The 25,658-nt window shown below is 64.3% G+C and carries 18 protein-coding genes; 10 read left to right on the top strand and 8 right to left on the bottom strand.

Translation table 11 applies throughout. From position 1 onward, the window contains the following. The gene (locus ACKFR8_RS00430; RefSeq protein ID WP_408930282.1) at nt 1-861 is read left to right on the top strand and encodes a hypothetical protein; all 861 of its coding nucleotides are present in this window, start codon (nt 1-3) and stop codon (nt 859-861) included. A 117-nt stretch (nt 862-978) separates the two neighbouring features. Here ACKFR8_RS00430 and purH read toward each other — a convergent pair whose 3' ends face one another. Genes purH through ACKFR8_RS00415 form a run of 3 tightly spaced genes read right to left on the bottom strand, consistent with a single transcriptional unit; the run spans nt 979 to nt 4,668 of the window. Continuing rightward, nucleotides 979-2,511 carry a bifunctional phosphoribosylaminoimidazolecarboxamide formyltransferase/IMP cyclohydrolase gene (gene purH / locus ACKFR8_RS00425; RefSeq protein ID WP_408930281.1) on the bottom strand — a complete coding sequence of 511 codons (1,533 nt, stop codon included), beginning with the start codon at nt 2,509-2,511 and terminating at the stop codon, nt 979-981. 31 nt (nt 2,512-2,542) lie between these two features. After that, entirely contained in the window at nt 2,543-3,148 is a 606-nt protein-coding gene (purN, locus tag ACKFR8_RS00420) for a phosphoribosylglycinamide formyltransferase (RefSeq protein ID WP_296133651.1), read from the bottom strand. A 38-nt stretch (nt 3,149-3,186) separates the two neighbouring features. Further along, nucleotides 3,187-4,668 (bottom strand): cell division protein PerM, encoded by a 1,482-nt coding sequence (locus ACKFR8_RS00415; protein WP_408930280.1) that lies wholly within the window; start codon nt 4,666-4,668, stop codon nt 3,187-3,189. Nucleotides 4,669-5,260: 592 nt separating this feature from the next. Here ACKFR8_RS00415 and ACKFR8_RS00410 point away from each other — a divergent pair. The 5 genes from ACKFR8_RS00410 to ACKFR8_RS00390 all read left to right on the top strand — a co-directional run bounded on the left by ACKFR8_RS00410 (nt 5,261) and on the right by ACKFR8_RS00390 (nt 11,280). Further along, a complete protein-coding gene (locus ACKFR8_RS00410) occupies nt 5,261-6,010 on the top strand; it encodes a M23 family metallopeptidase (RefSeq protein WP_408930279.1) in 750 nt (249 codons plus the stop codon). A 190-nt stretch (nt 6,011-6,200) separates the two neighbouring features. Then, complete coding sequence (locus tag ACKFR8_RS00405; RefSeq protein WP_408930278.1) at nt 6,201-6,746, top strand: PadR family transcriptional regulator; 546 nt, start codon at nt 6,201-6,203, stop codon at nt 6,744-6,746. Further along, entirely contained in the window at nt 6,743-7,459 is a 717-nt protein-coding gene (locus ACKFR8_RS00400) for an ABC transporter ATP-binding protein (protein WP_296133657.1), read from the top strand. Before ACKFR8_RS00405 ends, ACKFR8_RS00400 begins: the two co-directional genes overlap by 4 nt. A gap of 1 nt (nt 7,460) precedes the next feature. Beyond that, nucleotides 7,461-10,148 carry an ABC transporter permease gene (locus ACKFR8_RS00395; protein ID WP_408930277.1) on the top strand — a complete coding sequence of 896 codons (2,688 nt, stop codon included), beginning with the start codon at nt 7,461-7,463 and terminating at the stop codon, nt 10,146-10,148. Between the two features lie 376 nt (nt 10,149-10,524). Further along, entirely contained in the window at nt 10,525-11,280 is a 756-nt protein-coding gene (locus ACKFR8_RS00390) for a M23 family metallopeptidase (RefSeq protein WP_296133660.1), read from the top strand. 26 nt (nt 11,281-11,306) lie between these two features. Here the strand turns inward: ACKFR8_RS00390 and pcrA are convergent, their stop codons facing one another. Continuing rightward, entirely contained in the window at nt 11,307-13,799 is a 2,493-nt protein-coding gene (gene pcrA, locus ACKFR8_RS00385) for a DNA helicase PcrA (RefSeq protein ID WP_408930276.1), read from the bottom strand. Nucleotides 13,800-13,920: 121 nt separating this feature from the next. Here pcrA and ACKFR8_RS00380 point away from each other — a divergent pair, with 121 nt between their 5' ends. The 4 genes from ACKFR8_RS00380 to pgi all read left to right on the top strand — a co-directional run bounded on the left by ACKFR8_RS00380 (nt 13,921) and on the right by pgi (nt 18,128). After that, nucleotides 13,921-14,277 carry a chorismate mutase gene (locus ACKFR8_RS00380; protein ID WP_296133664.1) on the top strand — a complete coding sequence of 119 codons (357 nt, stop codon included), beginning with the start codon at nt 13,921-13,923 and terminating at the stop codon, nt 14,275-14,277. A 236-nt stretch (nt 14,278-14,513) separates the two neighbouring features. Further along, complete coding sequence (locus ACKFR8_RS00375) at nt 14,514-15,416, top strand: hypothetical protein (RefSeq protein WP_408930275.1); 903 nt, start codon at nt 14,514-14,516, stop codon at nt 15,414-15,416. A gap of 98 nt (nt 15,417-15,514) precedes the next feature. After that, a complete protein-coding gene (locus ACKFR8_RS00370; protein ID WP_408930274.1) occupies nt 15,515-16,399 on the top strand; it encodes a trypsin-like serine protease in 885 nt (294 codons plus the stop codon). Nucleotides 16,400-16,493: 94 nt separating this feature from the next. After that, nucleotides 16,494-18,128 (top strand): glucose-6-phosphate isomerase, encoded by a 1,635-nt coding sequence (pgi, locus tag ACKFR8_RS00365; protein WP_408930273.1) that lies wholly within the window; start codon nt 16,494-16,496, stop codon nt 18,126-18,128. A gap of 143 nt (nt 18,129-18,271) precedes the next feature. Here pgi and ACKFR8_RS00360 read toward each other — a convergent pair whose 3' ends face one another. The 4 genes from ACKFR8_RS00360 to ACKFR8_RS00345 form a co-directional block, all read right to left on the bottom strand. Continuing rightward, complete coding sequence (locus tag ACKFR8_RS00360; protein WP_408930272.1) at nt 18,272-19,339, bottom strand: HNH endonuclease signature motif containing protein; 1,068 nt, start codon at nt 19,337-19,339, stop codon at nt 18,272-18,274. Between the two features lie 52 nt (nt 19,340-19,391). Next, a complete protein-coding gene (locus ACKFR8_RS00355; RefSeq protein ID WP_296134456.1) occupies nt 19,392-19,805 on the bottom strand; it encodes a YccF domain-containing protein in 414 nt (137 codons plus the stop codon). A gap of 10 nt (nt 19,806-19,815) precedes the next feature. Beyond that, the gene (locus tag ACKFR8_RS00350) at nt 19,816-20,637 is read right to left on the bottom strand and encodes a DNA-formamidopyrimidine glycosylase family protein (RefSeq protein WP_408930271.1); all 822 of its coding nucleotides are present in this window, start codon (nt 20,635-20,637) and stop codon (nt 19,816-19,818) included. A 157-nt stretch (nt 20,638-20,794) separates the two neighbouring features. Further along, nucleotides 20,795-25,636, bottom strand: coding sequence for an ATP-dependent helicase (locus tag ACKFR8_RS00345; protein WP_408930270.1), 4,842 nt, complete (start codon nt 25,634-25,636; stop codon nt 20,795-20,797). Between the last annotated feature and the right edge of the window lie 22 nt (nt 25,637-25,658).

Genomic DNA, 25,658 nt, shown 5'->3' with positions numbered 1-25,658 from the left:
ATGACGTTTCCTTCCGGCCCGTCGGGCTCCTCTTCGAACAATCGCGGCAACCCGTCCGGGTTTGGTTCCCCCTCCTCCGGGTTTGGTTCTCCGGGCCCGTCGTCTGGCGTGGGCGGCGGTGCGCAGTTCGGTGGCGCGGGTAACCAGCCGCCGTTCGGCGCGCGTCCGGGTGGTGCGAACTCCCGGCCCGCGTTTGGTGGCGCACCGGCGCAGCCCGGCGGCCAGCCGACACCGCCGCCTCCTAACCCGGCTTCGGGCCGCCCGCAGCAGGGCCCTACCGCTACACCAGCGAAAGGCAATGGCCGCTTCAGCGCGGCGATCGGCGCCCTTCTGGCCATCCTGGTGGTCCTCGCCATCGTTCTGGGCGTGGGCGCCTGGTTCATCTGGGGACGCGATTCTTCCGGCTCGGGCTCTGCGGCAGACTCGTCTGCCTCGTCGGCGCAGCAGTCCACGACCACGGTTGAGGGCTCACCCTTGACCATGCACGGCAGCATCAATACGGATTTGAATCCGGGGCCCGTCACCATTTCCGGAATTGAGTTCCCCGATTCCTACGTGTCTCAGGGCGGCAGCACCAACGTTGCCGAGGTAAAGCTGACCGACGACGCCAGCCAGCTCATTGCCGTCTATGGCTTCGTGGATGACCGCGTAAATCAGGACGCCCAGACCGCCACGGTCAACATCAACACCCCTGACGGCGAAGAGCTCAACACCTTCGAGGTCAGCGCTGACGAGGCGCTGAAGATGCCCATCGATGTCAACGGCCACACTGATTTGAGCTTTACCTTCACGTACAAGGACTCCGACGGCAATCCCGTGGAAGACTCCGGCTTCGCCGTGGCCTCCCTCCACGTGCTCTAGGCCCTGAGTCTTAGCCCACCATCGGGCCCCGGATACAGCCATCCAGCACCTAAAAAGGCCGCCTTGCGCACTGCGCAGGGCGGCCTTTAGGTTACTTTCTTCAGCTGGCCTCAAGCCTTAGTGGAAGAAGTGGCGGGTACCGGTGAAGTACATGGTCACGCCTGCCTTGTTGGCGGCCTCGATGACCTCTTCGTCACGGATGGAGCCACCCGGCTGGACCACGGCCTTGATGCCGGCGTCGAGGAGCACCTCGAGGCCATCGGCGAACGGGAAGAAGGCGTCGGAGGCGGCGAAGGAGCCCTCGGTGCGGTTGGCGCCTTCGGCCAGCGTGTTCGCGCGCTCGACGGCGAGCTTGGCCGAATCCACGCGGTTGACCTGGCCCATGCCCACGCCCACGGTGGCGTTGTCCTTGGCCAGCAGGATGGCGTTGGACTTTACCGCGCGCACAGCGCGCCAGGCGAACTCGAGCTGGGCCAAGTCGGACTCATTCAGGGCCTCGCCGGCAGCCAGGGTCCAGTTGGCCGGGTTATCGCCCTCTGCCTGGTAGGTATCCGGTTCTTGGGTGAGCATGCCGCCGGAGATGAACTTCACTTCCTCCGCCGGTGCTTCATGTTCTGCCTGCAGCACGCGCAAATTCTTCTTGGCCTTGAGCACCTCAATGGCGCCCTCCTCGTAGGAGGGAGCCACGATGACCTCGGTGAAGATTTCCTTGACCTGCTCGGCCATCTCCACGGTGACCTCACGATTCACGGCGATGACGCCGCCGAAGGCGGACATCGGGTCGCAGGCATGTGCCGCGCGGTGGGCAGCCGCAATGGACTCCTCAGATACCGCAATGCCGCACGGGTTGGCGTGCTTGATGATTGCCACGCACGGGCGCTCATGGTCCCAGGCGGCGCGCCACGCGGCGTCGGCATCCTGGTAGTTGTTGTAGCTCATTTCCTTGCCGTTGAACTGCGTCGCGTTGGCCAGACCGGTAGTACCGATGCGGGTCACGGTCGCGGACTGGTGAGAGTTCTCGCCATAGCGCAGCGGAGTGGTCACCTCGCCCTCGCTGAGCTGCTCCACAAACCAAGAGGAGACAGCGGCGTCATAATCTGCAGTGTGCAGGAAGGCATCACGAGCCAAGCCACGGCGCTCCTCCAGGGTGAAACCACCGTTGGCCACGGCCTCAGCCACATCGCCGTAGCGGGACGGGTCCACGACGACTGCCACAGACGGGTGGTTCTTCGCAGCCGCGCGCACCATGGACGGGCCGCCGATGTCGATCTGCTCCACGCAGCCGTCGAAGTCCGCACCGGAGGCAACCGTCTCACGGAACGGGTACAGGTTCACTACGACGAGCTGGAAGGGCTCGACCTCCAGCTCAGCCAGCTGGTTGAGGTGGTCTTCCTTGCGGGTATCCGCCAGGATGCCCGCATGCACGCGCGGGTGCAGGGTCTTCACGCGGCCCTCGAGGCACTCCGGGAAGCCGGTGAGCTTTTCTACCGGGGTGACCTCAATGCCCAAGTCCGCAATCTTCTTCGCGGTGGAACCGGTGGAGACAATCTCCACGCCAGCCGTATCGAGGGCCCGGGCAAGGTCCTCCAAACCGGTCTTGTCGTAGACGCTAATCAGGGCGCGCTTGATGTTCTTACGGTCTTCGCTCATGGTGTGGGGACGTTAAGCCTTCCTGAGGTTGTTAGAGCTGGATGCTAAGTGCTGTACCCTGCACGCGGGTGGCGCGCAGGACTGCGACAATGAGTTCTCTCTCGACCACTTTGATGCGCTCGTGCAGGCTGGCTTCGTCGTCCTCAGCCAGGATTCGCACGGGTTCTTGGGCAATGATGGAGCCGGTATCCACGCCGGCATCCACAAAGTGGACGGTGGAGCCTGTGACCTTGGCACCGTAGGCCAGCGCATCGCGCACACCGTGCGCGCCCTTGAAGGCGGGTAGCAGGGCCGGATGCGTGTTGATGGTGCGACCTTCGAAGCGGTCCAGGAAGTCCTGTCCCAGAATCTTCATGAAGCCCGCAGAAACAACAACGTCTGGCTGCGCAGCAGCAACTGCAGCAACCAGACGTTGGTTCCATTCGGCGCGGTCAGCACCCATCTCCACCACTTCGGTGGCAATGCTTGCCGACGCCGCGCGTTCCACCCCCATACACGGCACATCCGCCACAACCTTCACCACGCGGTAGTTCTCATCCTGGCCATCGAGGATGGCCTGGAGCAAAGAACCGGTCCCAGAAACGAGGACCACGACGTTCAAGCGGGCAGAAGCGGAGGGCTGGTGCGGTGTAGTCACGCGCTACAGCCTAGCCGGTGAGCACCGCCGCGCGGAATTTACGTGTCTTTTTCTTCGCTCTCCGGCACCTTTTCGGACGCTTCTTCGTCGTCTTCTATGCCGACATCAGTGTCGGCAGCAGTGTCGTCTTCTGTGTCAGCATCAGTATCGACTTCGGCAGCCACCATGTGGGACACCGGGACCGCAGCCGCCGCGGTCTCCCCTACCTCGGCTTCTTCGGCGCTATCCTCCTCGACCACCGCGTCTGCAGAATCGTCAGCAGCGCCTTCTGCAGCGGCGTCGTCAGCATCGCCAGTGCCGGACGTCTCGGCGTCGACAGTCTCGGCGTCGATGACCTCGGCAACCTCGCCCTCCGACGCGGGCACGGCGGCCGCCGGCTCAGCCTCGTGAGCCTCCGCGTCGGCTGGTTCAGAATCCACTTCCGCTGCCGCCGCGCGCCGCGCACGCCATGCGGTGAGTGCGTTGGCCGCGGCGAACCCGGCACCGGCCACCAAGCACCACAGGGCGATAAGTCCCACGGCGCTAAGGAGCTCGGGTCCGGTGTAGCCGTAGATTCCCAGCTCGCCAGAGGTCGCAAACACCACGACAAGCGCGGCCAGCGCGCACGCCACGGTTGCCACGGCAGCCACGGTGAAGGTCACCCGGGAACGCTGACGTGCAAAGACATATACCGCCGCCAGTCCGGGCACCACGAACAGCGCGATGCCCCACGGGCTCACCGAAGGCGGAATGGCCGCCATCAGCGGCAGCGGCGGCAGCGGCGTCATGTGCCCGCTAAAGAGGCTGACGCTGGTATCCGGCCCCACGTGCAACTCCGAACCGCTCAGCACGGCAGCCGTAGACACCGCCGCGTTGGGCAGGTAGCACAGGCTGATAAGCACCAAGCCAATAGTGCCCAGAGCATCGAGGTGCGGGTAGCTAGCCAGCATCTCCGACTGTCGCGACCAGCCGGCAATCCACAGGATCAGGGTGAGCACAAGGCCCACCGCACACAGGGCGCCCAAGTAGTTGAAGCCGATCCGGGCGGCGTCGACCAGCACGCGCGGCACCCCGCTGCGCTTAGCCAGGGCTTTCCACAAGCGCGTTCCCATGCCGTAGACCAGCGCCGCGGCATGCAAGAGCAGCATTCGCGGCAGAACCGACAGGTATCCCGGTGGGGACACGTCATAAACCTTGCCCGCGTCCCACAACATGAACCAGGCAATAGAAGTAAGGACGAAGGGAACGGCGAACACACAAGCTGCTAGAACCATCAGGTCATTGATGCTGACCTTGTCTTTCACCGCCGCGCGCACGCGGCGGCCCACCAGCCACGCCAGCAACAGCGCCGGCAGCGCCGGGACAATGCCCAGATCTATGCCCCCGGCACGAATCGGTGCCAAGTTAAACACCATCCAGGCTTCGCCGACAACGGTGGGCAACCAGGCCATGGGAGAGCTGGAGAGCAAAAGCGCTGCCAGCGCCACGACGAGAATGCCCAGCACGACCACCAGGTTGGGCACGGCGACGACCGCACTCATTCGACGCAGGCGGCCGAGTGGCGTGGTCGGACCTGATGCGCGACGCGCTTGCGCCCGGGCGGTCTCCGCTCCTTTAATCCTTTGAGCGGAATCTCGGCGCTCGCGGCGGGCAGCCGGCGCGCTCCGGTCGGCGTGCCCGACGCGTTCTCCATGCCCCCGCACCTGAGCGCGGGGCCGCGACGACGACCGTGACTGAGGGCTCCTGTTCTTATTCATCGGCGTCCACTTTGCCACGCGGTGCCAGTAGGACGAGGGTGGCGCGGCGAGCACCCGCCTGAAAAGGTGCAGATAAGCCCCGCCACACAGGAAAATTCTTAGCTTGAGAATTCAATCTCTCAGCTTTCGCCAAAGTCGCTTGCAGTCTATCGGCGCAGAAATAACACAGTTCACAGAAATACCCAGTAGTACCGTCTTTGCTAGGATTTGCAGCACATCGCAAAGAAAAACTGCAATCTGGCTTGCTCAACCATTTCTGAGACGCTACTGTTACATCTCGTTGGTAACAAGAAGGTCACAATCGGATAACCAACCGGGCGAGAACGTAACACTTCATCCGGTGTGGACGATGGTGAATGAAGATGGAAGAAGAGTAATGCGAAGCAAGACTCAGCGGAGCGCAGCACGCCACCGCAAGATCACCACCTCGCAGACGGCAAAGGGGCGCCTAGCGGTCGTCACCATCGCCGCGGGCGCCGTATCCTCCGCCGGCGTAGGCGGTGCCACTGCTGGCACCATCCAGTCTGACAACGCGGGCGAGACCAAAGCCCAGTCGGTTGACTACGCCTTGAAGGCCGATGTCGACCCCATCAAGGACGCTCAGACCGCCATCGAGGACGCGGCCCCGCAGATCCTCGCCATCGCGGAAGCCAAGCCGGTTACTGACCTGAACGCGCAGCTGGACAAGGCCATTCAGGCTGCCGACGCACGCGCTGCCGCCGACGAGGCCAACCGCGCCCCCTCCGTCGCCCGCCCGGCCGAAGGTGCCTTCACTTCCGGCTTCAGCCCGCGCTGGGGCTCTTTCCACTCCGGCATCGACATCGCGAACACCCCGGGCACCCCGATCCTCGCCGTCATGGACGGCACCGTCATCGATTCCGGCCCGGCCTCCGGCTACGGTCAGTGGATCCGCATCAAGCACGATGACGGCGCCATGAGCGTGTACGGCCACATGCAGACTCTCGACGTCGCCGTGGGCGAACGCGTCCACGCCGGCCAGAAGATTGCCGGCATGGGGTCCTTGGGCTTTTCCACCGGCTCCCACCTGCACTTCGAGATTCACCCGACTGGCGACGGTGCCGTCGACCCGGTGCCGTGGCTGGCAGAGCGCGGCATCAACGTCTAAACGCACTATTCTTTAGCACCTTCTTAACCCGCGAAAGGCGGCGCAGAGCTTCGGTTCTGCGCCGCCTTTCGCGTAACCTCACCACCCCCGACTCCCCCTGCAAGCCGTTGACTACCCCAAAGGTTACCGGGTAACTTACCCGGTATGCACCATTCTGACTTCCTTCCTTTCTCCCCGCCGGGAGGTGACCATGTCCACCAAGCATTCCGTGCTCGCGCTGCTCAGTGACGGCCCAGCCACCGCCAGCCACATCAAGAATCGCTTCGCCGAGTCCTTCGACGAACTCTGGCCGCTCAACATGGGCCAGGTTGCCCAGACCCTCAGCCGCCTGGAACGCGATGGACTCATCGCCAACGCCGGGGAACTCACCGGCCCCACTGGGCGCCGCGCCACAAGCTATGCCATTACCGACGCCGGACGTGAGGAACTTGAAGCCTGGTGGACCAGCCCCGCACACAAGCCCGCGATCGAACGCGATGAGCTTGTCCTGAAAGTCACCCTGGCCGCCCAGCGCTCCGATGTCGACGTCATCGCTGTCCTCGACGCCCAGCGCTTCGCCACCGTGCGCCAACTGCGCGAACTTAACCGCCAAATCTCCGAACTTCCTGCGGAGCGTAGCGCCCAGCGTCTGGCCGTAGAGCGCCACATCTTCGACCTGGAATCTCTCTCACGCTGGCTTGACCGCGTGGAATCCCTAGCAAACCCAACCACCACAACCGAGGAGGATCCGCGATGACCCCCGATTCCATGCCCGCATCTGAGCACCGTCCTTTCCCGCTCGAGCTGGACAACATTACCTGCGTCTTCGGCAGCGGAGCTCGCCAGGTCACTGCCCTGGATTCCGTCAACCTCCAACTGCACCCAGGCGAGTTAGTGGCCGTCATGGGACCTTCTGGCTCCGGCAAGTCCACGCTGCTCAACGTCGCGGGCTTGCTTCAGCCTCCGACATCGGGACGCGTGCTTCTCGACGGCGCCGATGCCTCCGAACTTTCCAAAGCCAAGGCCGCTATCGCTCGCCGCCGTCACCTGGGCCTCGTGTTTCAACACTTCAATCTGGTGTCTTCCCTGACCGTCGGCGAGAACGTCTCTTTGCCTCTTGAGCTGGATGGCCTGTCACCTGCGCAGTGCCGCGAGGCTGCTGAGGAAGCTCTCAGCGAGGTCGGCCTCGATGGCACCATTGACCGCTTCCCTGAGGAAATCTCCGGCGGCCAGGCCCAGCGCGTGGCCATTGCGCGCGCTCTCATCGGACCGCGTAAGGTACTGCTCGCCGATGAGCCCACAGGCGCCCTGGACACCTCGACGGGCGAAGACATCATGAAGGTCCTACGTGCGCGTATCGACGCCGGCGCTTCCGGACTTCTAGTCACTCACGAGCCGCGTTTCGCCGGCTGGGCCGACCGCGTAGTCATGGTCCGCGATGGGCGCCTGACCGGTGAGGAGGCGCGTTAACATGTCAGCCATTAATGCTGCCACCCGCCCAACACGACGTGACCTCTGGCGCCACCCGTGGCGCACGTGCGCGGCGGTCATCCTCATTGCTTTACCGGTCGCGCTCGTGGTGGGATTCTCCTTGTTCCAGGCATCCTCCACGTTCAATACTTTCCTTCTGTCACCTGATCGCAGCGTCCAGGTCCTCAGCGACCAGAAGGAGACCACCAACGCCGATGTTCCCGAGCTCGCGGCTGAGATTCTCCCCGAAGGAACAACCGTCTCACCTATCACCAGCTTCGACAACACGTCGGTGCTCGTAGGCGACCGGTCAACCAGTTCCTGGCTGGTGCAGTTTGATGCAGAGAATCCACCGGAGAAGGCCAGGGAGGTCGTCGACAAACTGGGGCTTGGGCCGAACGAGATCGTCCTATCCCGCAGCTCTGCCCGCGAGCTCGATGCCCAGGTGGGCGATACCGTGACGTTCCTGGGGCGGTCCATCGACGGCGAGCGCCACGCCACCGTAGCCGCCATCGGGCCAGATAATTTCGATTTCGTCACCGCCCCTGCCTTAGGAGATCCCCCGGATCACACATCTGTCAGCACGACGTGGGCCATCAACGGCGATGTCCAGCTCACCTCTGAGATGGAAGACGCCGCCGCGCAGCAAGGACTCGACCTGTGGGGCCCCGAACTAAGCGAATCACTCCCAGCCCAAGAAAACACGCCCAGCCCCGGGGACGCACTGGAAGCCATCGTGTTCTTCGTGTCCTTCGCCAGTGTCTATATCATCGCGGGCCTCCTCATTCTTTTCCTTCTCGCTCCTGTATTCACGCTCGCCATGGGGCGCAACACACGCCTTTACGCACTCATGTCCAGTCAAGGAGCAATGCCGCGCCACATCATGCTGGCGGTTATGGCCTACGGTTTCTTCATGGGCGTCCTAGGCGCCACAATCGGCTTGGTGCTCGGCTTGGGCGTCGTATGGCCGGCGTGGACTGCACGTTATCCGGACTTCCCTGTCCACGTGCCATGGGCCGAGTGCATCATCGCGTGGCTCGTCGCGGTCGTGGGATCAGTGGTGGTGTCCATCGTCCCGGCATGGCTGGCTCAACGCAGCGCCTTGGCCGCGGCTATTCAGGGCGGCGCTCCCGACCGTCTACTGCGCTTCCGGCCATGGATGGCCATCGGCCCTGTGGCGTTGCCGCTCTTATTGCTCCTCAGCTTCACTCCACTGGGCAGGACGTTTTCCGCCCTCATTGTGCTCTTCGGCATGATCGCCATCGCCGGCTCCGCCCCCGCACTGGTTTTCCTCTGCTCAAAGATTGCCCGACGCGGGCCTTTGACGCTCCGCCTTGCAGGTCGCAGCCTGACCCGCCGCAGCATGCATGCGTTGCCGACGGCCATCGCCATTGTTGCTGTCTCTTTCGTGGCAACAGTGTTCGGCGTGTCCACCATGACCGCGGACGCCAAGCACCGTGCCGAAGAGCAGATCATCATGCCGAGGACCTCGGCGCTCATCCAGAGTGAAACGTATGGCGATCCTGTGAAGGAATCGACCGAGGCGGAGCGCGCAGCTGCCGACGCCGTCATCGACACCGCCCCAGGCTCCATTCACCCCTATTACACGTACCCGTCCCATGGGGTTTACTTCTGGTCGGAAGAAGATCGAGAGGTCTACGACCTCAGCACCGAGTTTGATTTTGAGTGCGAGCAGGTTGATATCACCGTTCCGGTTGAAAGGGCCGTGTTCATCGACTCGCAAGGACGGCGCACCGATGAATCGGAGGAAGCGCGCGAGGAGTGCGCACACGAGATGATGACATCGTTCGTCAGTAACTCGATGATCTCTGATACCCGCCTCATCCAGGCTGATTCCTCGCAGCTAGACCTGTGGCAGTTCGATACCGAAGAGGACCGCCAGGCCGCTGCCCGCACACTCGATGCCGGTGGCATCGTACTTGCCCACAATTCTCATGTCGGCACGCACACTGAAGGCACGGTGACCGTGGACACATTCGAGGATTCTTCAGCCACCGCAAAGAGCGACACACGGTCTGCCGACCTCCCCATCGCCGAGGCTTTGCCCACCATGGCACGTGACATTGTGCTCATCAGCCCGCAGGCAGGCGAGGCCCTGGGAATGGAACCGTTCTATGAGGGGCGCGCTATTGCTTTTAACGACGTTCCGGATAACACGATGCGCGAAGAGCTTAGCGACGCCGCCGCCCAAGCCTCCCAGTCCCAGTACTACCTTGCCTGGGCCTCAGGTCCCGTTGAGGACGTTCGCTTCTACCCCGCCCTCGGCATGGGTGTGGTCTGCTTGGTGGTTCTGGCGCTCATCATCGCCAATGCCGCGACGAGCATGCGCCAGGAGAACAACGTGTTCCAGTCCATCGGCGCCGACCCGGGGCTCATGTCACGGGTGTCGGCATGGCAGACCTGGCTGGTGGCCACGGCAAGCATGCTCTTCGGTGTGCTGGCTGGCCACATTGGCACGTATGTCTTCTCCGATAACCCGCGCTACCTCCTTGATCCGCCGCCCTATGCACTGCGCGGGCAGGATTACTTTGTGCCGGACTGGTGGTCCTTCCTCGCCGTACTCCTCGTACCGCTGGTGGCTGCTGCACTTGCCGCTGCCGTGAATCACACGCGCGAAGGAGCAGCACTTACTGCTCGGGATCGCAGCGAAAGCAGGTCGTTGACTTAAGGAGCTTTTCGCCTCGGCGCACCTGATGGTGGCCGAGGCGTTCGCTATTGAGGCACCCCCACAACCTACCCCCATTCTCTAAGCCACCACTTTACCCCCGTAACACTTTTCGCTTCTTTCACACGCGTAACACGCTGGGATGTTCGATAACTTTTCGAACAATACCTGTATTTACCTGCAATTTTACGGATTGCGCGGGGTGATAGCTCGGGATAGTTTGTATCTCGTTGCCCCAGAACCTCGGCACTTGGCTGCATCCGCACCGGCGTGTCGCAGGCCACGAGGCTCACCGCGACTGTTATGGCCGCACCCTATCGCTCGCCTGCCGCATACGTCGGCACAAGCAAGCTACAGCAGGACTTAAGGACGTGAAGTTATGAAGCGCACGCTTAGCGCACTCGCCGCCGTGGCGGTCACCACCGCCACCGTGACGACCCCAGCGTTCGCCGCCGAACCGGCAGCAAGCGTGGATGTCTCCGATGGGTCCTCCCAGGGGCCCACCACCGACGACATCGAAGTCAAGGAAGACTCCAAGGCCGACCTCTTCAAAGCATTCTCCGGGCTGCTCGTTTCGACGGCCGGCGTTCTCAACGGGGCCTCCACCCCAGAGATCAACACCACGCAGGACGGCTTCGAAATCGTCCTCGATCCTTCGAGCATTCCTGGTCTCGCCGAGGCCTTCGCCCCGCAGGGTGATCACTCCGGCCTCACGCCTACTCGCGGCCAGGATGCGAACGGTAATACCGTGGTATTCCCGACCTCCGGAACCTTCACGTCTGGCTTTGGCCCGCGTTGGGGCTCGTTCCACAACGGCATCGATGTAGCCAACCCAGTCGGCACGCCTATTTACGCCGTCATGGATGGAGAGGTCATCTCCTCCGGGGCAGCACAGGGCTTTGGCAACTGGATCCGCATCCAGCACGACGACGGCACCATCACCGTCTACGGCCACATGCCCAGTGATCAGCTCTTGGTCAACGTCGGCGACCAGGTTAAGGCCGGCGACCAGATTTCCGTCATCGGCAACGAGGGCCACTCCACCGGCCCGCACCTGCACTTCGAGGTACACCCGGGCGGCGGCCAGGCCGTCGACCCGGTGGGTTGGTTTGAAGAGCGCGGCATCAGCGTCTAGCGCTCCGCGGCTGTGGCGGGCAGGCGCTAGAGCTTTTCCATCGGCACGCCGCCGATGAGCATCAGCCGCACCTTGCCCGCCGAGCCGAAGTCCACGGTCACCGTCGCCCGCGCGCCGGTACCGGAGGCTTCAATGACCGTGCCTAACCCGTACTTCGCGTGGTTGACACGGTCCCCCACCACCAAGTTGAGGTGGTTGTTCTTCGGCATGGAGGTTGCCTTCGGCGCCTTGCGGGCGCGCTGCGAAGGGGAAGACGCAGCGCCCTGCGAGTAGCCGCCGCGGGACTTTGACCCCCAGCCGGACCAGTCGGAGCCATACGTGCGGCCGTACTGGTAGGAGTCATCTCCACCCCACGCGCTCGACAGCGAGCTATCTGGTTCTTCGCGGCGCCAGTCGATGAGGTCTTCCGGGACCTCGCCGAGGAAGCGACTGGCCGGATTCGTCACCGGATTGCCCCACGACGAGCGAAGGATGGCGCGCGTGAGGTAAAGCTGCTCGCGTGCACGGGTAATGCCCACGTAGGCCAGACGACGCTCCTCACTCAGCTCCTTGGGATCCCCCAGGGACCGCATGTGCGGGAACTGCCCGTCCTCCCAGCCGGTCAGGAAGACGACGGGAAACTCGAGCCCCTTGGCGGTGTGCAGCGTCATGAGCGTAACCACCCCAGACTCGTTATCCGGGATCTGGTCCGCATCCGCCACCAGCGACACCTTCTCCAAGAAGGCCTGCAGCGAACCGGGCGCAGCCTCACCTTCTGCTAGTTCTGGGTTCTCCTCCGCGTCGGCGCCGGTAAACGCCATCTGGTTGGCCGCATCCGAGCTAAACTCCCGGGCCACGGATACCAGCTCATTGAGGTTGTCCAAGCGCGACCCATCCTGCGGGTCGTTCGACTTCTCCAGCTCCGCGCGGTAGCCGGTAGCGTCGAGCACAGCGTTGAGCAGCTCCCCCAAGTCCGGCTGGCCGGTGACCTCATTGATCATCCCCGGCACCTGCGCGCGCACACCCTCCATCATTTCGTTGAACTTGGACACGGCATTGACCGCGCGCGTTCCCAGGCCGGCCACGTTCCCGGCGGCGGCATCCCGCAACGCCGCCCCGAAGCTCACACCCAAGTTCTCCGCGTGCAACGCGATCTGCGCCTGGGCCTTGTCACCAATGGCCCGCTTGGGCACGTTGATGATACGCCGCAGGCTCACCGTGTCATCGGGGTTATCCATGATGCGCAGGTAGGCCACCAAGTCCCTAATCTCGCGGCGCTCATAGAAGCGCGTGCCGCCCACCACCTTGTAAGGAATACCGGAGCGCACGAAGATATCCTCCAGCGCGCGGGAGGCGTTGTTGGTGCGGTACATGATCGCAATATCGGAGTAATTCCTGCCGGAATCCGTCAGCGAATCGATCTCCGAGGCGATAAAGCGGGCCTCATCGTGCTCATTGTCAGCCACGTAGCCCACGATCTTTGCGCCCTCGCCGTGCGCGGTCCACAGGTTCTTCTCGCGCCGCCCCTCGTTCTTTGCAATCACGGCATTCGCGGCATTCAGGATGGTCTGCGTGGAGCGGTAGTTCTGCTCCAGCAAAATGGTATGCGCCTGCGGATAGTCGCGCTCGAACTCCTGAATGTTGCGGATGGTCGCGCCACGGAAAGCGTAGATGGATTGGTCCGAATCACCCACAACACACAGCTCCGGCGCATCCGCCGGCAGCTCTCCCCTACCCACGAGGGCGGAGACAAGTGCGTACTGGGCGTGGTTGGTGTCCTGGTATTCGTCGATAAGCACGTGCTTGAAGCGGCGCCGATAAAAGTCCACGACCTCCGGGTGCTGGGTGAAGATGCGAACCACCTCACCAATGAGATCATCGAAGTCCACGGCGTTGGCCGCCCGCAGGCGGCGCTGGTATTCCGCGAAGACGTTCGCCACTGTGAGCTCAAACGGGTTCTTCGTCTTCTCCGCCTCCGCGCGAGCCTCCTCCGGCGAAATGAGCTCATTCTTCCGATTAGAAATCTGATTGGCCAGCACGCGCGCTGAGAACTTCTTCAAATCCAGCTGCATGTCCTTAGCAATCATGGTGAGCAACCGGCGGGCATCATCGCCGTCATAGATAGTGAAGTTGGTATTAAGCCCTGGCACCAGCTGGGCGTTGTTGCGCAGAATGCGCACGCAGATGGAGTGGAACGTAGACACCCACATCCGCTCCGCCACCGGGCCAACAAGCTGGCCCACGCGCTCCTTCATCTCCGCCGCGGCCTTATTAGTAAAGGTAATGGCCAGAATCTGCCACGGCGCCACCCCGCGAGAGCGCATAAGGAAGGCAATGCGCCTGGTCAGCACGGCAGTCTTGCCGGACCCGGCGCCCGCCACGATGAGCAGTGGCGTCCCGGAGTGCGTCACCGCCTGTTCCTGCTGCGGGTTAAGCCCCTCCAGGAGGGGATCGGTGCCCGCCGGAGCGGGCGTAGTGCGCTCACTGACAGGGCGCGGGGAAGAAGACGGACGGGGGCTAAAAGGAGAGTCATTGTTCATAATGCACTCCAACCTACTAGCCCCCACGGACATTCCCTCCATACCTCCCCTGACCAGCCCACATTCCGCAACCACAGAGCGCTATTTTCTTTTGGCGCACGCGGTGGCAGAATTTGAGGGCATGAGCTCTTCACACTCCGCAGACGCGGGCTTAGACCCCGCGCACCAGGACCCCAATGTTGTGGACAATGGCCTGGATATCCGCATGCCCTCCGGCTCCGAAGATCCGCTCACTGACGCCGAGATTCAGCGCTACCGCGAAGAGATCAACCGCCTAGACCGCGTCATTTTGGACGCGGTGAAGCGCCGAACTGAGGTTTCCCGAACAATAGGTAAGACGCGCATGAGTTCCGGCGGCACCCGCCTGGTCCACACCCGGGAGATCGCTATCCTCAACGAATTCCGCGATGAGCTGGGAGAAGAGGGTCCCACCATCGCCTCCGCGCTCCTGCGGTTAGGCCGCGGCAAACTGGGCTAGCCCCTTCCTGTGCGCGGAAGCTATGAATTAGGTGGGTCTTGCCTATAACACCTAAGAGCGCAGGGGGTGGGGTTTTACCCCCACGCATACCGAACCTGTGGCAAAGTCTGAACTATTTTAGCCACCGGGCCGCGGTTCTAAGAGCCTCCTAAAGCTAGCAGCCACAGCCCTTAAAAGAAGCACAAAACATCCAGCTACCTGGGCAAACATCGGTTTCTCACCCTAATGTCACAGGTATGAGCTTCCTTTCGCACGTTCTCTCTCCCCTCGCCGCTGCGGCGCTGACTGCAGCACTTACCGTCGCCGGCCCCGCCGCCACCGTCAGTGAAGTCTCCGCACCGCAGGCAGGGTTCCTGTCTAGCTCCGGCCCCTCCGTGGTGCCGGGCTTCAACTCGGACGCGCTTGCCAGCGCCCCCGCGACCGACAAGACCGCAACGTCCCCCGCGGACGGAACGCAGAAGCTGCTCAAGCTCCCGCGCTCAATGCCGGACCCGGTGGTCACCCGTTCCGATTCCAGCCTGGCACCGAGTCTTAAGGACGCCGGTCAGCTGGCCCCGGGAACCGCCATCTACAACAAGCGCACGGGGATGCGCTGCTCCACCGGTCACATCGCGGGCAAGGAAGGCCACGTCTTCGTGGTGACCGCCGGGCACTGCGGCAACACTGGTGACACCTTTTATTACAACAGTGATTCCGGCCGCCGCGTCACCTTCGGTACCATGCGAGTGGAAACGGAGAACACGAACGTGAAGGGCTTTGTGAACTCCTCCGACATCGGCCTGATTGAAATCACCAACCCGCGCGCGAAGTACAACTCCTCCCCCAACCTGGACGGCGAGCTTGCCGGGTGGATCTCCAACGAGGAAGTGGAGCGCACCCGTCCCACCATCTGCCGCCTCGGCTCGACCACGGGTTTCTCCTGCGGCAACTACCTGGGCATCAACCGCGAGGTCGGCGGCTTCTACTTTGCCAACCACGCCGCCAAGGGCGATAGCGGTGGAGCTGTCTACGCGCTTGTCGACGGCAAGTATTACGCCGCCGGCGTCTACTCCGCCTACATCGAAGAGGTGGACTCCATGCACCTGGCCATGGAGCTAGGAACCACGCTGAACCAGCACGGTCTTTCCCTCTACAACTAGTCCAGCTCGCCTGATGCCCCGGGGAACCATCCCCGAGGCCTGCGCTTATCCGCCTACTACCCCGGCGCGCTGGGCAGGCGTGCGATAGTCTTCAGCCTATGCGTATTCTCTCTCGTGTCTCCGCGGTTCTTCTCACCGCGGCCGCTGCGTTTTCTCTGGCGTCCTGTTCCAGTTCCTCCGGCGGCACCAGCATTTCTACGACCTCCTTGGCCCTTCCTCCGGCGACGGGGGCCGAGGGCGGTGTGGATAGTGGCGGTGCCGGGTCGAACGAGGTGCGCGATAGCTCCTCCCTGTGGGACAACACCACGGAGATCCCGCAGGCCGAGCGCCCCGAGCCCCAGGTGGATCTGGCCCAGCCGGAGGCCGCCGACTACTTCATGCACGCCGGCGTGCTGACCCCGGGCGTGGCAATCTACAACAACTCCAACGGTGGTCGGTGCTCGGCGGGCCACTTCGCCGGTGACGGGCAGCGCTTCTTCATTCTCACCGCCGGGCACTGCGGCGACAAAGGTGACGTCTTCTATTACGAGGACCAAGAACAGAACAAGGTCAAGATCGGTGAAATGGTCCTCGAGGCCCGCAATACCAACACGGACACGATCAACTCCGCCGACATCGCACTCATCGAAATCTCCAACCCCGATGTCCAGGCCTCCACTGCCCCGGCCCTCAATGCGCCGCTGGCTGGGTGGATGACGTTGGACCAGATTGATTTGGACCAGCCCACCATCTGTCGCGCGGGTTCCACGCGCGGCGTATCCTGCGGCAACTACATCGGACGCCAAGAGGACCAGGGGTTGTTTGCCTTCGGCAACGACAGCGACCGAGGTGACAGCGGCGGCCCCGTCTACGCCTATATCAACGGCGAGCTCTACGCCGTGGGCGTGATGTCCTACGTCCTCGATGACCCAGATAGCTACGAGGCAGGCGCCATGGAAATCGGCAACACCATGAAGCAGTTCAACCTCCAGTTGTACGCCTAAGATTCCCCGGCCCCGTCGCCGCGCACTCCGACATTCTGGACTACGGTAGACAGAGTAAGTTTCATGTCTGCTACCTGCCAGAAAGGCTTTTGCAATGGACATCACCGCACAGCCGCAGTGGGCCGCGCTCACCTCGCTCTTCGAGGAAAAGAAGGACTTCAACCTGCGTGAGCTCTTCGCCAACTCTCCCTCCCGCGCCGCCGACTACTCCTTCGACGCCGCGGGCCTGCACGTGGACCTGTCGAAGAACCTCATCGATGAAGACGTCGTGGCCAAGCTGGTTGACCTCGCCCGCGCAGCTGACGTCGAAGGCCGTCGCGACGCCATGTTCGCCGGCGAGCACCTCAACAACACTGAGGATCGCGCCGTCCTGCACACTGCGCTGCGCATGCCGGTGGACAAGGACTTGAGCGTCGACGAGCAGGACGTGGCTGCCGATGTCCACGAGGTACTCGGCCGCATGCGTGACTTCGCCACCGCTCTGCGCTCCGGCAAGTGGCTGGGCCACACCGGCCACACCATCAAGAAGGTGGTCAACATCGGCATCGGCGGTTCCGATCTGGGCCCCGCCATGGCCGCCAAGGCCCTGCGCACCTACGAGGTAGCGGGTATCAGCGCGGAGTTCGTCTCCAACGTCGACCCGGCCGATATGGCCGCCACCCTCGACGGCCTAGATGCCGGCTCCACCCTCTTCATCGTGGCCTCCAAGACCTTCACCACCCAGGAGACCCTCACCAACGCTCACGCCGCGCGCCGCTGGCTCATTGACCAGTTCGATGGCGACGAGTCCGCCGTGGCCAAGCACTTCGTGGCCGTTTCCACCAACGCGGAGAAGGTCGCCGAGTTCGGCATCGATACCCAGAACATGTTCGGTTTCTGGAACTGGGTGGGCGGACGCTACTCCGTCGATTCCGCTATCGGCCTGTCCCTCATGTGCACCATCGGCCCGATGGACTTCATGCGCTTCCTCGAGGGCTTCCACGCCATGGATGAGCACTTCCGCACCACCCCGCTGGAGCAGAACGTGCCGGTCCTCATGGGCCTGCTGGGCGTGTGGTACTCCAACTTCTTCGGCGCCCAGACCCACGCGGTGCTGCCCTACTCCCAGGACCTCGGCCGCTTCCCGGCCTACCTGCAGCAGCTGACCATGGAGTCCAACGGCAAGTCCGTGCGCCGCGACGGCAGCGCTGTCACCACCGGCACCGGCGAGATCTACTGGGGCGAGCCGGGCACCAACGGCCAGCACGCCTTCTTCCAGCTCATGCACCAGGGCACCCGTCTCATCCCGGCGGACTTCATCGGCTTTGCCCGCCCGAAGGAGGACTTCCCCACCTCGGACGGAACCGGTTCGATGCATGACCTGCTGATGGGTAACTTCTTCGCGCAGACCAAGGTTCTGGCCTTCGGCAAGACCGCCGAAGAGATTGCGGCCGAGGGCGTGGACGCGGCCGTGGTCCCGCACAAGGTGATGCCGGGCAACCGTCCCACCACCACCATCCTGGCAGAGGAGCTCACCCCGCAGACTCTCGGCGCACTCATCGCGCTCTACGAGCACATCGTGTTCACCGAGGGCATCATCTGGGACATCAACTCCTTCGACCAGTGGGGCGTGGAGCTGGGCAAGCAGCAGGCTAACGACCTCGCACCGGCTGTCTCCGGCAAGGAGGAGGCTGCTTCCGGTGACGCCTCCACCGATGCTCTGATTGGCTGGTACCGCAGCCACCGTTAAGCACTGCTTGACGACGTCTCCCCCGACCCCACGGTCGGGGGTTCACCCGTTTTAACGCGCAACCGGCATGTGGGATCGCCAACGCCGCGGAGGCCCTGTGGGCGTCCGCGTGGTGGTGCGTGTCCTTTGTGCTGGGTGGCGGTTCACCCGCCACGCGGTCCGAGTCCGCGTTGCGCGGCTTGATATGCCACTTGAGCGGTGATTGGTTCGCCCCAGGGTGGGATGTAGTCCACCTCGCCGCGAAGACGGAAGACGTAGCCGGCCCCGGTGGGTTTATCCGGGTCATCATCGTTGACACCGTTGTGATAGGCACACAACATTGTCAGATTCGGCGGATCGGTGGTACCTCCTGCTTTCCATGGGATGAGGTGGTGCACCTGGGCATAATCAGCAGGTTTATTACATCCCTTCCTGGCACAGGTGGGATGCTCAGCACTAGCCATCATGCGCTGCTCAAACCCAGCCAAGCGCTTCATACGGTGCAACCACACCGGCCCGATCGTGGGGTGGATGAGGGTGACGTAACCGATCTCGGCAAACTTGTAGGTCAAAAACTCCCGCCCGGTCATCCGGCCGCCATTAGTCAGCTCAAGCACGATGTCATCACCGTCGCCGCTAACAATCTTGTCGAGCTTATCCAAGGTGACAACCACGCTGGTGAGTACAGCTGGTTTGGTTCCGCCGTGGGATTTTTCAAAGAAGACCTGTTTCGAGGCATCCAACAGGTCGGTGGGATTCAGCGATTCTAGGACCCCGCGCATCTCGGTGATGGTCAGTGGGTTATCGGTAATCGTCAGCGAGTGCGGGCCTTCTTTGCGGTAGGTCATGCGCACCCCAGGCTTGGGCACACGCTTGGGCTTAAGCTCCTTGAGCTTTTTCGACGCTACGGCGGGGATGTTGTGGGCGGGTGTGCCAGCTAGTTTGATGCGCAGGTTCCAGGCGTCCAGCTGATTCTTCAACCGTGCCGTATAGGACTCGATCAGTGCGAGGGTGGCTAGGTCATGGTGTTGTTCCAGGGCGCGGTTGCGGGCGGTGCGCTGTTTCCCGGTGAACTTCGTCGACCCGAAGTAGACGTGGTGCAGGCGTGCGAGTTCGGCGGCATCGGCTGGTGCAGCGCCGAGTGCGCGTAGGTGCTTTTCGCCTCCTTCCGCTTGCTCCACCAATGACATCCCCGAGCTGCGGAAGGAGAAATAGGTCTCTAAATCCCCCATGACACCGAAGACTAAAACACCCCGGGCAACCCCGCAACCGGAGAGGAAATCTTTAGAGCTTGATCATCGACTCCCAGCCGAACGGAATCTCGTCCGAATCGACAATCTTGCGGCCGAACGGGAAGCAGGTCACCGGAATCATCTTCAGGTTTGCCCACGCCACTGGGAGCCCCACGATGGTCACGGCCTGGGCCGCGGCGGTGGTCACATGGCCGATAGCCAGCCAGAGGCCGGCCACGAGGAACCAGACAACATTAGAGAACCTCGACATGCCACCAGTGCCCTTCACCGGCTGAATCACGGAGCGCCCGAAAGGCCACAGCGCGAAATTCGCCATGCGCATCGAGGCCACGCCAGCAGGAATCGTCACGACGGGGATGCACGCCAGGATGCCGAGGAGGAAATAGCCCAGTGCGAGGGCCAGGCCACCAGTAGCCAGCCAGATGATATTCAAGATGATCTTCATACCACCCAGCCTAGCTGCGCGGCTGGCAGTGCGGGCACCACCAGATGACGCGCTCCAGCTCACCGTCGTCGCCGCCGGCGTCCACGCCGCCCAGCGTGGACTTCTCAATGAGCGTGCCGCAGCGTCGGCAGCGCTGACGGTTGCGGCCAAAGACGTAGGTGGTCTCCCCCGCCCTCTTCACACCGGTGGTCACGCGGACCGGGGAGTCGCGGTTGGCCCAGATGAGGCGACGGGAGATGGTGAGGATCTGGGGGACGTCGACAAGCGCTACAGGCGTTGCTGGATGAACGCCGGCCAGGAAGCAGATCTCGGCCCTGTATTCGTTGCCCAAGCCGGCCACGTTGCGCTGGTCCAAAAGGGCCGCGCCGATGCTGCGTTCGGGGCGCGATTCGATGCGGCGCGCGGCCTCCTCGAAGCCGCCTTCTTCCCATTCTGGTGCGAGGATGTCCGGGCCAAGGTGTGCCATGCGCTGCTCAAACTCGCGCGCGGGAAACACTCCCACGTGCCCTAGCCAGTGCCCCACCAGCTCGATATCGCGCGGGGAGTTCTCCACCTGCAGCACCACTCGCGCGCTATGCCCCGGCTTGCGCCAGCGGTCCCCGGCGTAGTGGATGGCCCACTCGCCCTCCATCTTGAGGTGAGTATGCAGGATGAGCTTGCCGCCGAAGTCCATGAAGAGGTGCTTGCCATAGGGCCAAACCTCCTCACACACCAGCCCGTCGAAACGCACGGTGGCATAGCGCGGCACGCGCAGCGAGGAACGCGTTACGCGCCGGCCCTCCATGAACTGCAGCCGCTTCGACAGCTGCAGGACGGAATCGCCCTCTGGCACAGTAGAACCTCCTCACCAAACGGGTGCCTACTCTACCGGTGCCGTCCTTCCCGCGCCGAATGCCAGCGCCCCTGGCTCCCAGGGGTCACGACGTGCTCGCGCGAGAGGTCTTCAATCTTTTTCACGCCGAGCAGCTGCAGGGTGTTCTTAAACTCATTCAGCGCCGGCGGCGGCGCGGGCGGAACCCACCGGGGCTGCCGGGCGCGGGAGGCGGATCATCGGGTTCGGCGGGGTCGTCGAAGGAGAGCTCCTCCATCGCGTCGGCGGCGCGTCGCCCGCCGTGGCGGGCCGGTCGGGCGGGTTCAGCCGAGCCGGTGATGCGCACGCCCTTCGGGGTCAGCGCAGCGCCCAGGGCCCGCAGCTCCTCGGCGAGGTCGCCGTCGAAGATGGACCGGCCATTGGCCTTCTCGATGACCAACTTGCTGAGCCGGCCGGAAGCCACGAGTTCGTTCAGGCCCGTGAGGATCGCGGTGAGGACCTCGGCACGCTCGATGCCTTCGGGTAGTGCGGTCAGGAACGTCGTGAGTGTTTTCCCTCCCCTGGTCAGATGCGCCACCGGCAGTCCATCCATGAGCACGACCAAAGCACCGGCGGCGCGGGTGGGCCGGGCGGCGGAATCGGCGGCGTCGGAAGGCGGCCACGGCAGCGCCGCGCCGTACGGGTTCGCGGGATCCGTGGCGGCCAGAACGTAGGCCTGCGGCTCGCGGGTGCCGGACGGCCAGCCGGTCACGTCCGGCGAATCCGCCAACCCGCGCAGTCGGTCGATGACCGCAGGCGTGGAGAACTGCGCGGCGCCTAAGCCCTCGATGACGTAGCCGCGCATAGATTTGCCGGATTCCTCGAAGCCTGAGAGGACCTTGTAGGCCAGGGCGAAGCCGCCGAGGACGTCCTCGGCCACGACGGAGCCGCGGGTGAGCACGCCGTAGCGGTCCAGCCAGGCCTCGCCGTGCGCGATGGATCGCGAGGTCGCGTCCGTGGCGGCGGGAACGGATAGCGACCAGCGGCCCGCCACGTCCGGGGCGGTCTGCGTGGCCGCGGCGTTCTGGGACTGGGCAAAGGAGGTGCGCCCCATGCGCAGGCGGGAGCGGGTAGGACGCCGCTTCGCACGGTGCGCGGCACGCCCGGCGCGCCCGCCGGCGGCGAGGTGCGCGCGGATGGGCGCGAAGGAATCGGGGCTGACCAGGCCAGTTTCGACCAGGCCCCAGAGAGCCTCGCGGACCTCCTCGGCGGTTCCGCTGAGCTGTGGCTGGATATCGCTCAGGAGGTAGCTACCGCCACCGCTTAATGCTTCCAGCAGCTGGGTTTGCAACATGGACAGGCCGGCATCTTCTGCCGAGACCTGCGGGGCCAGCTGCGCGGCATAGTCCACAGGTAGCAGCATGATCCACGGGTCGTTGGAGGCCGCCTTACCGGCGCCCACAATGAGGACCTCGCCGCTGGCGGTGAGCTCATCGAGCATCGTCGGCGAATAATCCCCTACGCGCGCAGGCAGGATGAGACTCTCCCAGGCCGAGGCCGGCAGACGCACGCCCGCCAGCTGCTCAATGACAGCAAAGACGCCATCCACCCCGCGCAACACCGGGCGCCGGCCCACGGCCGCCACCTGCTGCCAATCCGGCAGGAAGCGCCCGAACGCCGCGGGCGAGACCGGCTGCGTGGCCGCCCGGGCCGCCGCCAGCGAGCGCGAGCGAATCACCTTGAGCACCTCCGCCGCGCAGTATTCCTGCTCCTCCACGCCCTGCCGGTAGTGCCCGGCCACAATCGAGTTCAGGCCGTTCAGCGTCGAGTGCGCCACGGCAGCAGACAGGCCAAAGGCTTCCTGCACATCGCGCGCGATGAACGGCCCGCGCGTGCGCGCCCAGCGGCTGACCAACTGATCCACCGCGTCGGTCACCGTGGCCTGCTGGGCCGGGATGCCGGGCGGAACGGGGATACCTAGGCCGTCGCGAAGCAGCGGCGCATCGAGCGCCTGCGCCACGTGCTCGCGGCCGTTGATGCGCACCCGCATAATCCGCGCGCCCAGCGCATCGAGTGCGCTCAGCGGCACCGTGGCGTGCGCGCCCAGCTCGTCGACGGGAATCGGACCCAGCACACGCAGCAGGTCCGCGACCTCCTCAGTGGTGCGCGCTTGGCGCTCCGGGGTGGTGCGCTGGAGCTGGGCGTGGACTTCGGCGATAATTTCGGCGTCGAGAAGCTCGCGCAGCTCCACCGTGCCCAAGAGCTTCGCCAGCAGCGCCGGGTCCAACGCCAGGGCCGCCGCGCGTTTTTCCGCCAGGGGCGAGTCGCCCTCGTACATGAACGCGCCGGTGTAGTTGAACAGCAGCGAGGACGCAAAGGGCGAGGGCTGCTCCGTGGTGACCTCCGCGATGCGAATGCGGCGGTGCGCCAACTCCCGCATGACCTCCGTGAGCGCCGGCAGGTCGTAGACGTCTTGCACGCACTCACGCACGGTCTCCAGGATGATGGGGAAAGAGGGGTAGTTCCGGGCGACGTCGAGAAGCTGCTCCGCGCGCTGGCGCTGCTGCCACAAGGGCGCGCGCTTGCCCGGATTGCGCCGCGGCAGAAGCAGCGCTCGCGCCGCGCACTCCCTAAACCGGGACGCGAACAGCGCGGAGTTGCCCACCTGCTCGGTGACGATGTCCGCGATCTCATCGGCGTCGAAGGAAAACAGCGCGGCGTCCGGGTCCACCTCGCCCTGCGGCAGGCGCAGCACGATGCCGTCATCGCCCGCCACGGCCTGCGCGTCCATGCCGGTGCGCTCCGCCACGCGCTGGCCCACCGCCAGCGCCCACGCCGCGTTCACCGGCCGGCCAAACGGGGTATGCAGCAGCACGCGCCAATCCCCCAACTCGTCCGTGAAGCGCTCCAGCAACAGCGTCTTCTCATCCGGGATGAGCCCCGTGGCGTCGTCCTGCTCCTGGAGGTAGGCCGCGATGTTGCGGCGGGCGAGCTCGTCGGCGTCGCGCACGACGGACGGATCCGCATATGCTTCTCGACGAAACGCCCCCAACGCCTTTCCCAGCTCATAGGGCCGCCCCGCCTGGTCGCCGTTCCAAAACGGCAAACGCCCCGTGTGCCCCGGCGCGGGAGTGACCAGCACCTGGTCGCGCGTGATCTCCTCCACGCGCCAGCTCGTCGCCCCGAGGGTGAAGATATCGCCCACGCGGGACTCATACACCATCTCCTCATCCAGCTCGCCCACGCGGCGAGGCGCGGAACCGCCTTCCCCAGTTCCCACCAGGAAGACGCCGAACATGCCGCGGTCCGGGATGGTGCCGCCGTTGGTCACGGCCACGCGTTGCGCGCCCGGGCGCGGGGTCAGCACACCGGTGGCGCGGTCATAGACCACGCGGGGTTTGAGCTCCGCAAAGTCTGTCGAGGGATACACGCCGCTAACCAGGTCCAGCACGGAGTCGAAGACCTCGCGCGCCAAGTCGCGGTAGGGCCAGGCGCGGCGGATGAGGGCATACCAGTCGTCGGCAAGCAGGCCCTCCTCGCCCGCCGCCGCCACCGCCGCCACCGTCTGCTGCGCCAACACATCGAGCGGGTTGCGCGGGGAGTGCATCTCTTCGATGAGGCCGTCTTCCATCCGCGCCACGGTCAGCGCCGACTGCACCAGGTCCGCGCGGTGCTTGGGGTAGAAGGAGCCGTGCGAGACCGCGCCGACGGAGTGCCCGGCGCGGCCCACGCGCTGCAGGCCCGAGGCCACCGAGGGCGGCGACTCCACCTGCACCACCAGCTCTACCGCGCCCATGTCGATGCCGAGCTCCAGGGAGCTGGTGGCCACCACAGCCTTCAGCGTGCCCTCCTTGAGCATGGTTTCCGTGAGCGCGCGCTCGTCTTTGGACACCGAGCCGTGGTGCGCGCGGGCAATGACGGCCGGGGCCTTGCCGGCGACGTCGACCTGCTTCATCAGCTGGGCTGGGTCGCGCCGGGTGGCGGGGCTTAGGGACTCCGGGTCGTGCTCCTGGGCGTAGAGCTCGTTGAGCCGGCTGGTCAGTCGTTCCGCGGTGCGCCGTGAGTTGACGAAGACGAGGGTGGAGCGGTGCCCCATGATTTCGGCGTAGAGCTCTTCCTCGATGAAGGGCCAGATGGACTTCGCCGCGGGCAGGGCGGGCTCCCCTGCCCCGCCCTGCATGTGCAACGCGTCTTGGGGGCCTTGCGTGATGCCTAAGGGATCGCTGACAGTAGCCTCCCCGATGGGGGAGCCCTGCTCCGGGGTGGGCAGGTCCGACATGTCCTCCACCGGCACGTGGACGTCGAGCTGCCAGCGCTTCTTCGCCGGCGGGGCAATGATATCCACTGGGCGATCGCCGCCTAAGAAATTGGCCACAGCACTCAGCGGCCGCACGGTGGCAGACAAGCCGATGCGCTGGAACTCGCCGGCAAGCTGCCCCAGGCGCTCCAGGGTCAGCGCCAAGTGCACGCCGCGCTTGGTACCGGCGAGCGCGTGGATCTCATCGATGATGACCGTGTCCACGGTCTTGAGGATCCCCGCCGCCTTGGAGGTGAGCATGAGGTAGGCCGATTCCGGGGTGGTGATGAGGATGTCCGGCGGCTTGCGCACCTGACGGGAGCGTTCTGCCTGCGGGGTATCCCCGGAGCGCACGCCCACGGTGATATCCGGCACGTCCAGGCCCAGCCGTTCGGCGGTGCGCGCGATGCCGGTAAGCGGGGCGCGCAGATTGTTCTCCACGTCCACGCCGAGTGCCTTGAGCGGGGAAATGTAGAGCACGCGCACGCCGTCGTGAGCACCTTCACGTGATGGTTCATTGCTCAGCGGCAGCGCCGTCTGGCCTTCACGTTCCACCAAGGAATTGAGCGCCCAGAGGAAGGCCGCGAGCGTCTTACCGGAACCAGTCGGCGCCACGACGAGAGCGTTCGCACCTCCGGAGATGGCGTCCCACGCGTGCTCCTGAACGGGGGTAGGTCCGGCGAAAACGTCCTCGAACCACCCGGCCACCTGCGGGCGGAACTTAGCCAGAACGTTTTTAGACATGCCCTACTCTAACGCGCGCGGT

Origin of the sequence: Corynebacterium axilliensis, assembly GCF_046097495.1 — a bacterium.
In the GTDB taxonomy this organism is placed as follows: domain Bacteria; phylum Actinomycetota; class Actinomycetes; order Mycobacteriales; family Mycobacteriaceae; genus Corynebacterium.
Note: the sequence above shows the minus strand (reverse complement) of the source record. Positions and strands in the feature narration are given on the sequence as shown.

Bases quoted from the DNA above. Each gene is read 5' to 3' on its own strand.
- ACKFR8_RS00395 (WP_408930277.1), top strand. From the start codon at position 7,461: ATGTCAGCCATTAATGCTGCCACCCGCCCAACACGACGTGACCTCTGG.
- ACKFR8_RS00345 (WP_408930270.1), bottom strand. From the start codon at position 25,636: ATGTCTAAAAACGTTCTGGCTAAGTTCCGCCCGCAGGTGGCCGGGTGG.
- pgi (WP_408930273.1), top strand. From the start codon at position 16,494: ATGGACATCACCGCACAGCCGCAGTGGGCCGCGCTCACCTCGCTCTTC.
- purH (WP_408930281.1), bottom strand. From the start codon at position 2,511: ATGAGCGAAGACCGTAAGAACATCAAGCGCGCCCTGATTAGCGTCTAC.
- ACKFR8_RS00410 (WP_408930279.1), top strand. From the start codon at position 5,261: ATGCGAAGCAAGACTCAGCGGAGCGCAGCACGCCACCGCAAGATCACC.
- ACKFR8_RS00370 (WP_408930274.1), top strand. From the start codon at position 15,515: ATGCGTATTCTCTCTCGTGTCTCCGCGGTTCTTCTCACCGCGGCCGCT.
- pcrA (WP_408930276.1), bottom strand. From the start codon at position 13,799: ATGAACAATGACTCTCCTTTTAGCCCCCGTCCGTCTTCTTCCCCGCGC.
- ACKFR8_RS00415 (WP_408930280.1), bottom strand. From the start codon at position 4,668: ATGAGTGCGGTCGTCGCCGTGCCCAACCTGGTGGTCGTGCTGGGCATT.
- ACKFR8_RS00400 (WP_296133657.1), top strand. From the start codon at position 6,743: ATGACCCCCGATTCCATGCCCGCATCTGAGCACCGTCCTTTCCCGCTC.
- ACKFR8_RS00430 (WP_408930282.1), top strand. From the start codon at position 1: ATGACGTTTCCTTCCGGCCCGTCGGGCTCCTCTTCGAACAATCGCGGC.
- ACKFR8_RS00375 (WP_408930275.1), top strand. From the start codon at position 14,514: ATGAGCTTCCTTTCGCACGTTCTCTCTCCCCTCGCCGCTGCGGCGCTG.
- ACKFR8_RS00405 (WP_408930278.1), top strand. From the start codon at position 6,201: ATGTCCACCAAGCATTCCGTGCTCGCGCTGCTCAGTGACGGCCCAGCC.
- ACKFR8_RS00390 (WP_296133660.1), top strand. From the start codon at position 10,525: ATGAAGCGCACGCTTAGCGCACTCGCCGCCGTGGCGGTCACCACCGCC.
- ACKFR8_RS00355 (WP_296134456.1), bottom strand. From the start codon at position 19,805: ATGAAGATCATCTTGAATATCATCTGGCTGGCTACTGGTGGCCTGGCC.
- ACKFR8_RS00380 (WP_296133664.1), top strand. From the start codon at position 13,921: ATGAGCTCTTCACACTCCGCAGACGCGGGCTTAGACCCCGCGCACCAG.
- ACKFR8_RS00360 (WP_408930272.1), bottom strand. From the start codon at position 19,339: ATGGGGGATTTAGAGACCTATTTCTCCTTCCGCAGCTCGGGGATGTCA.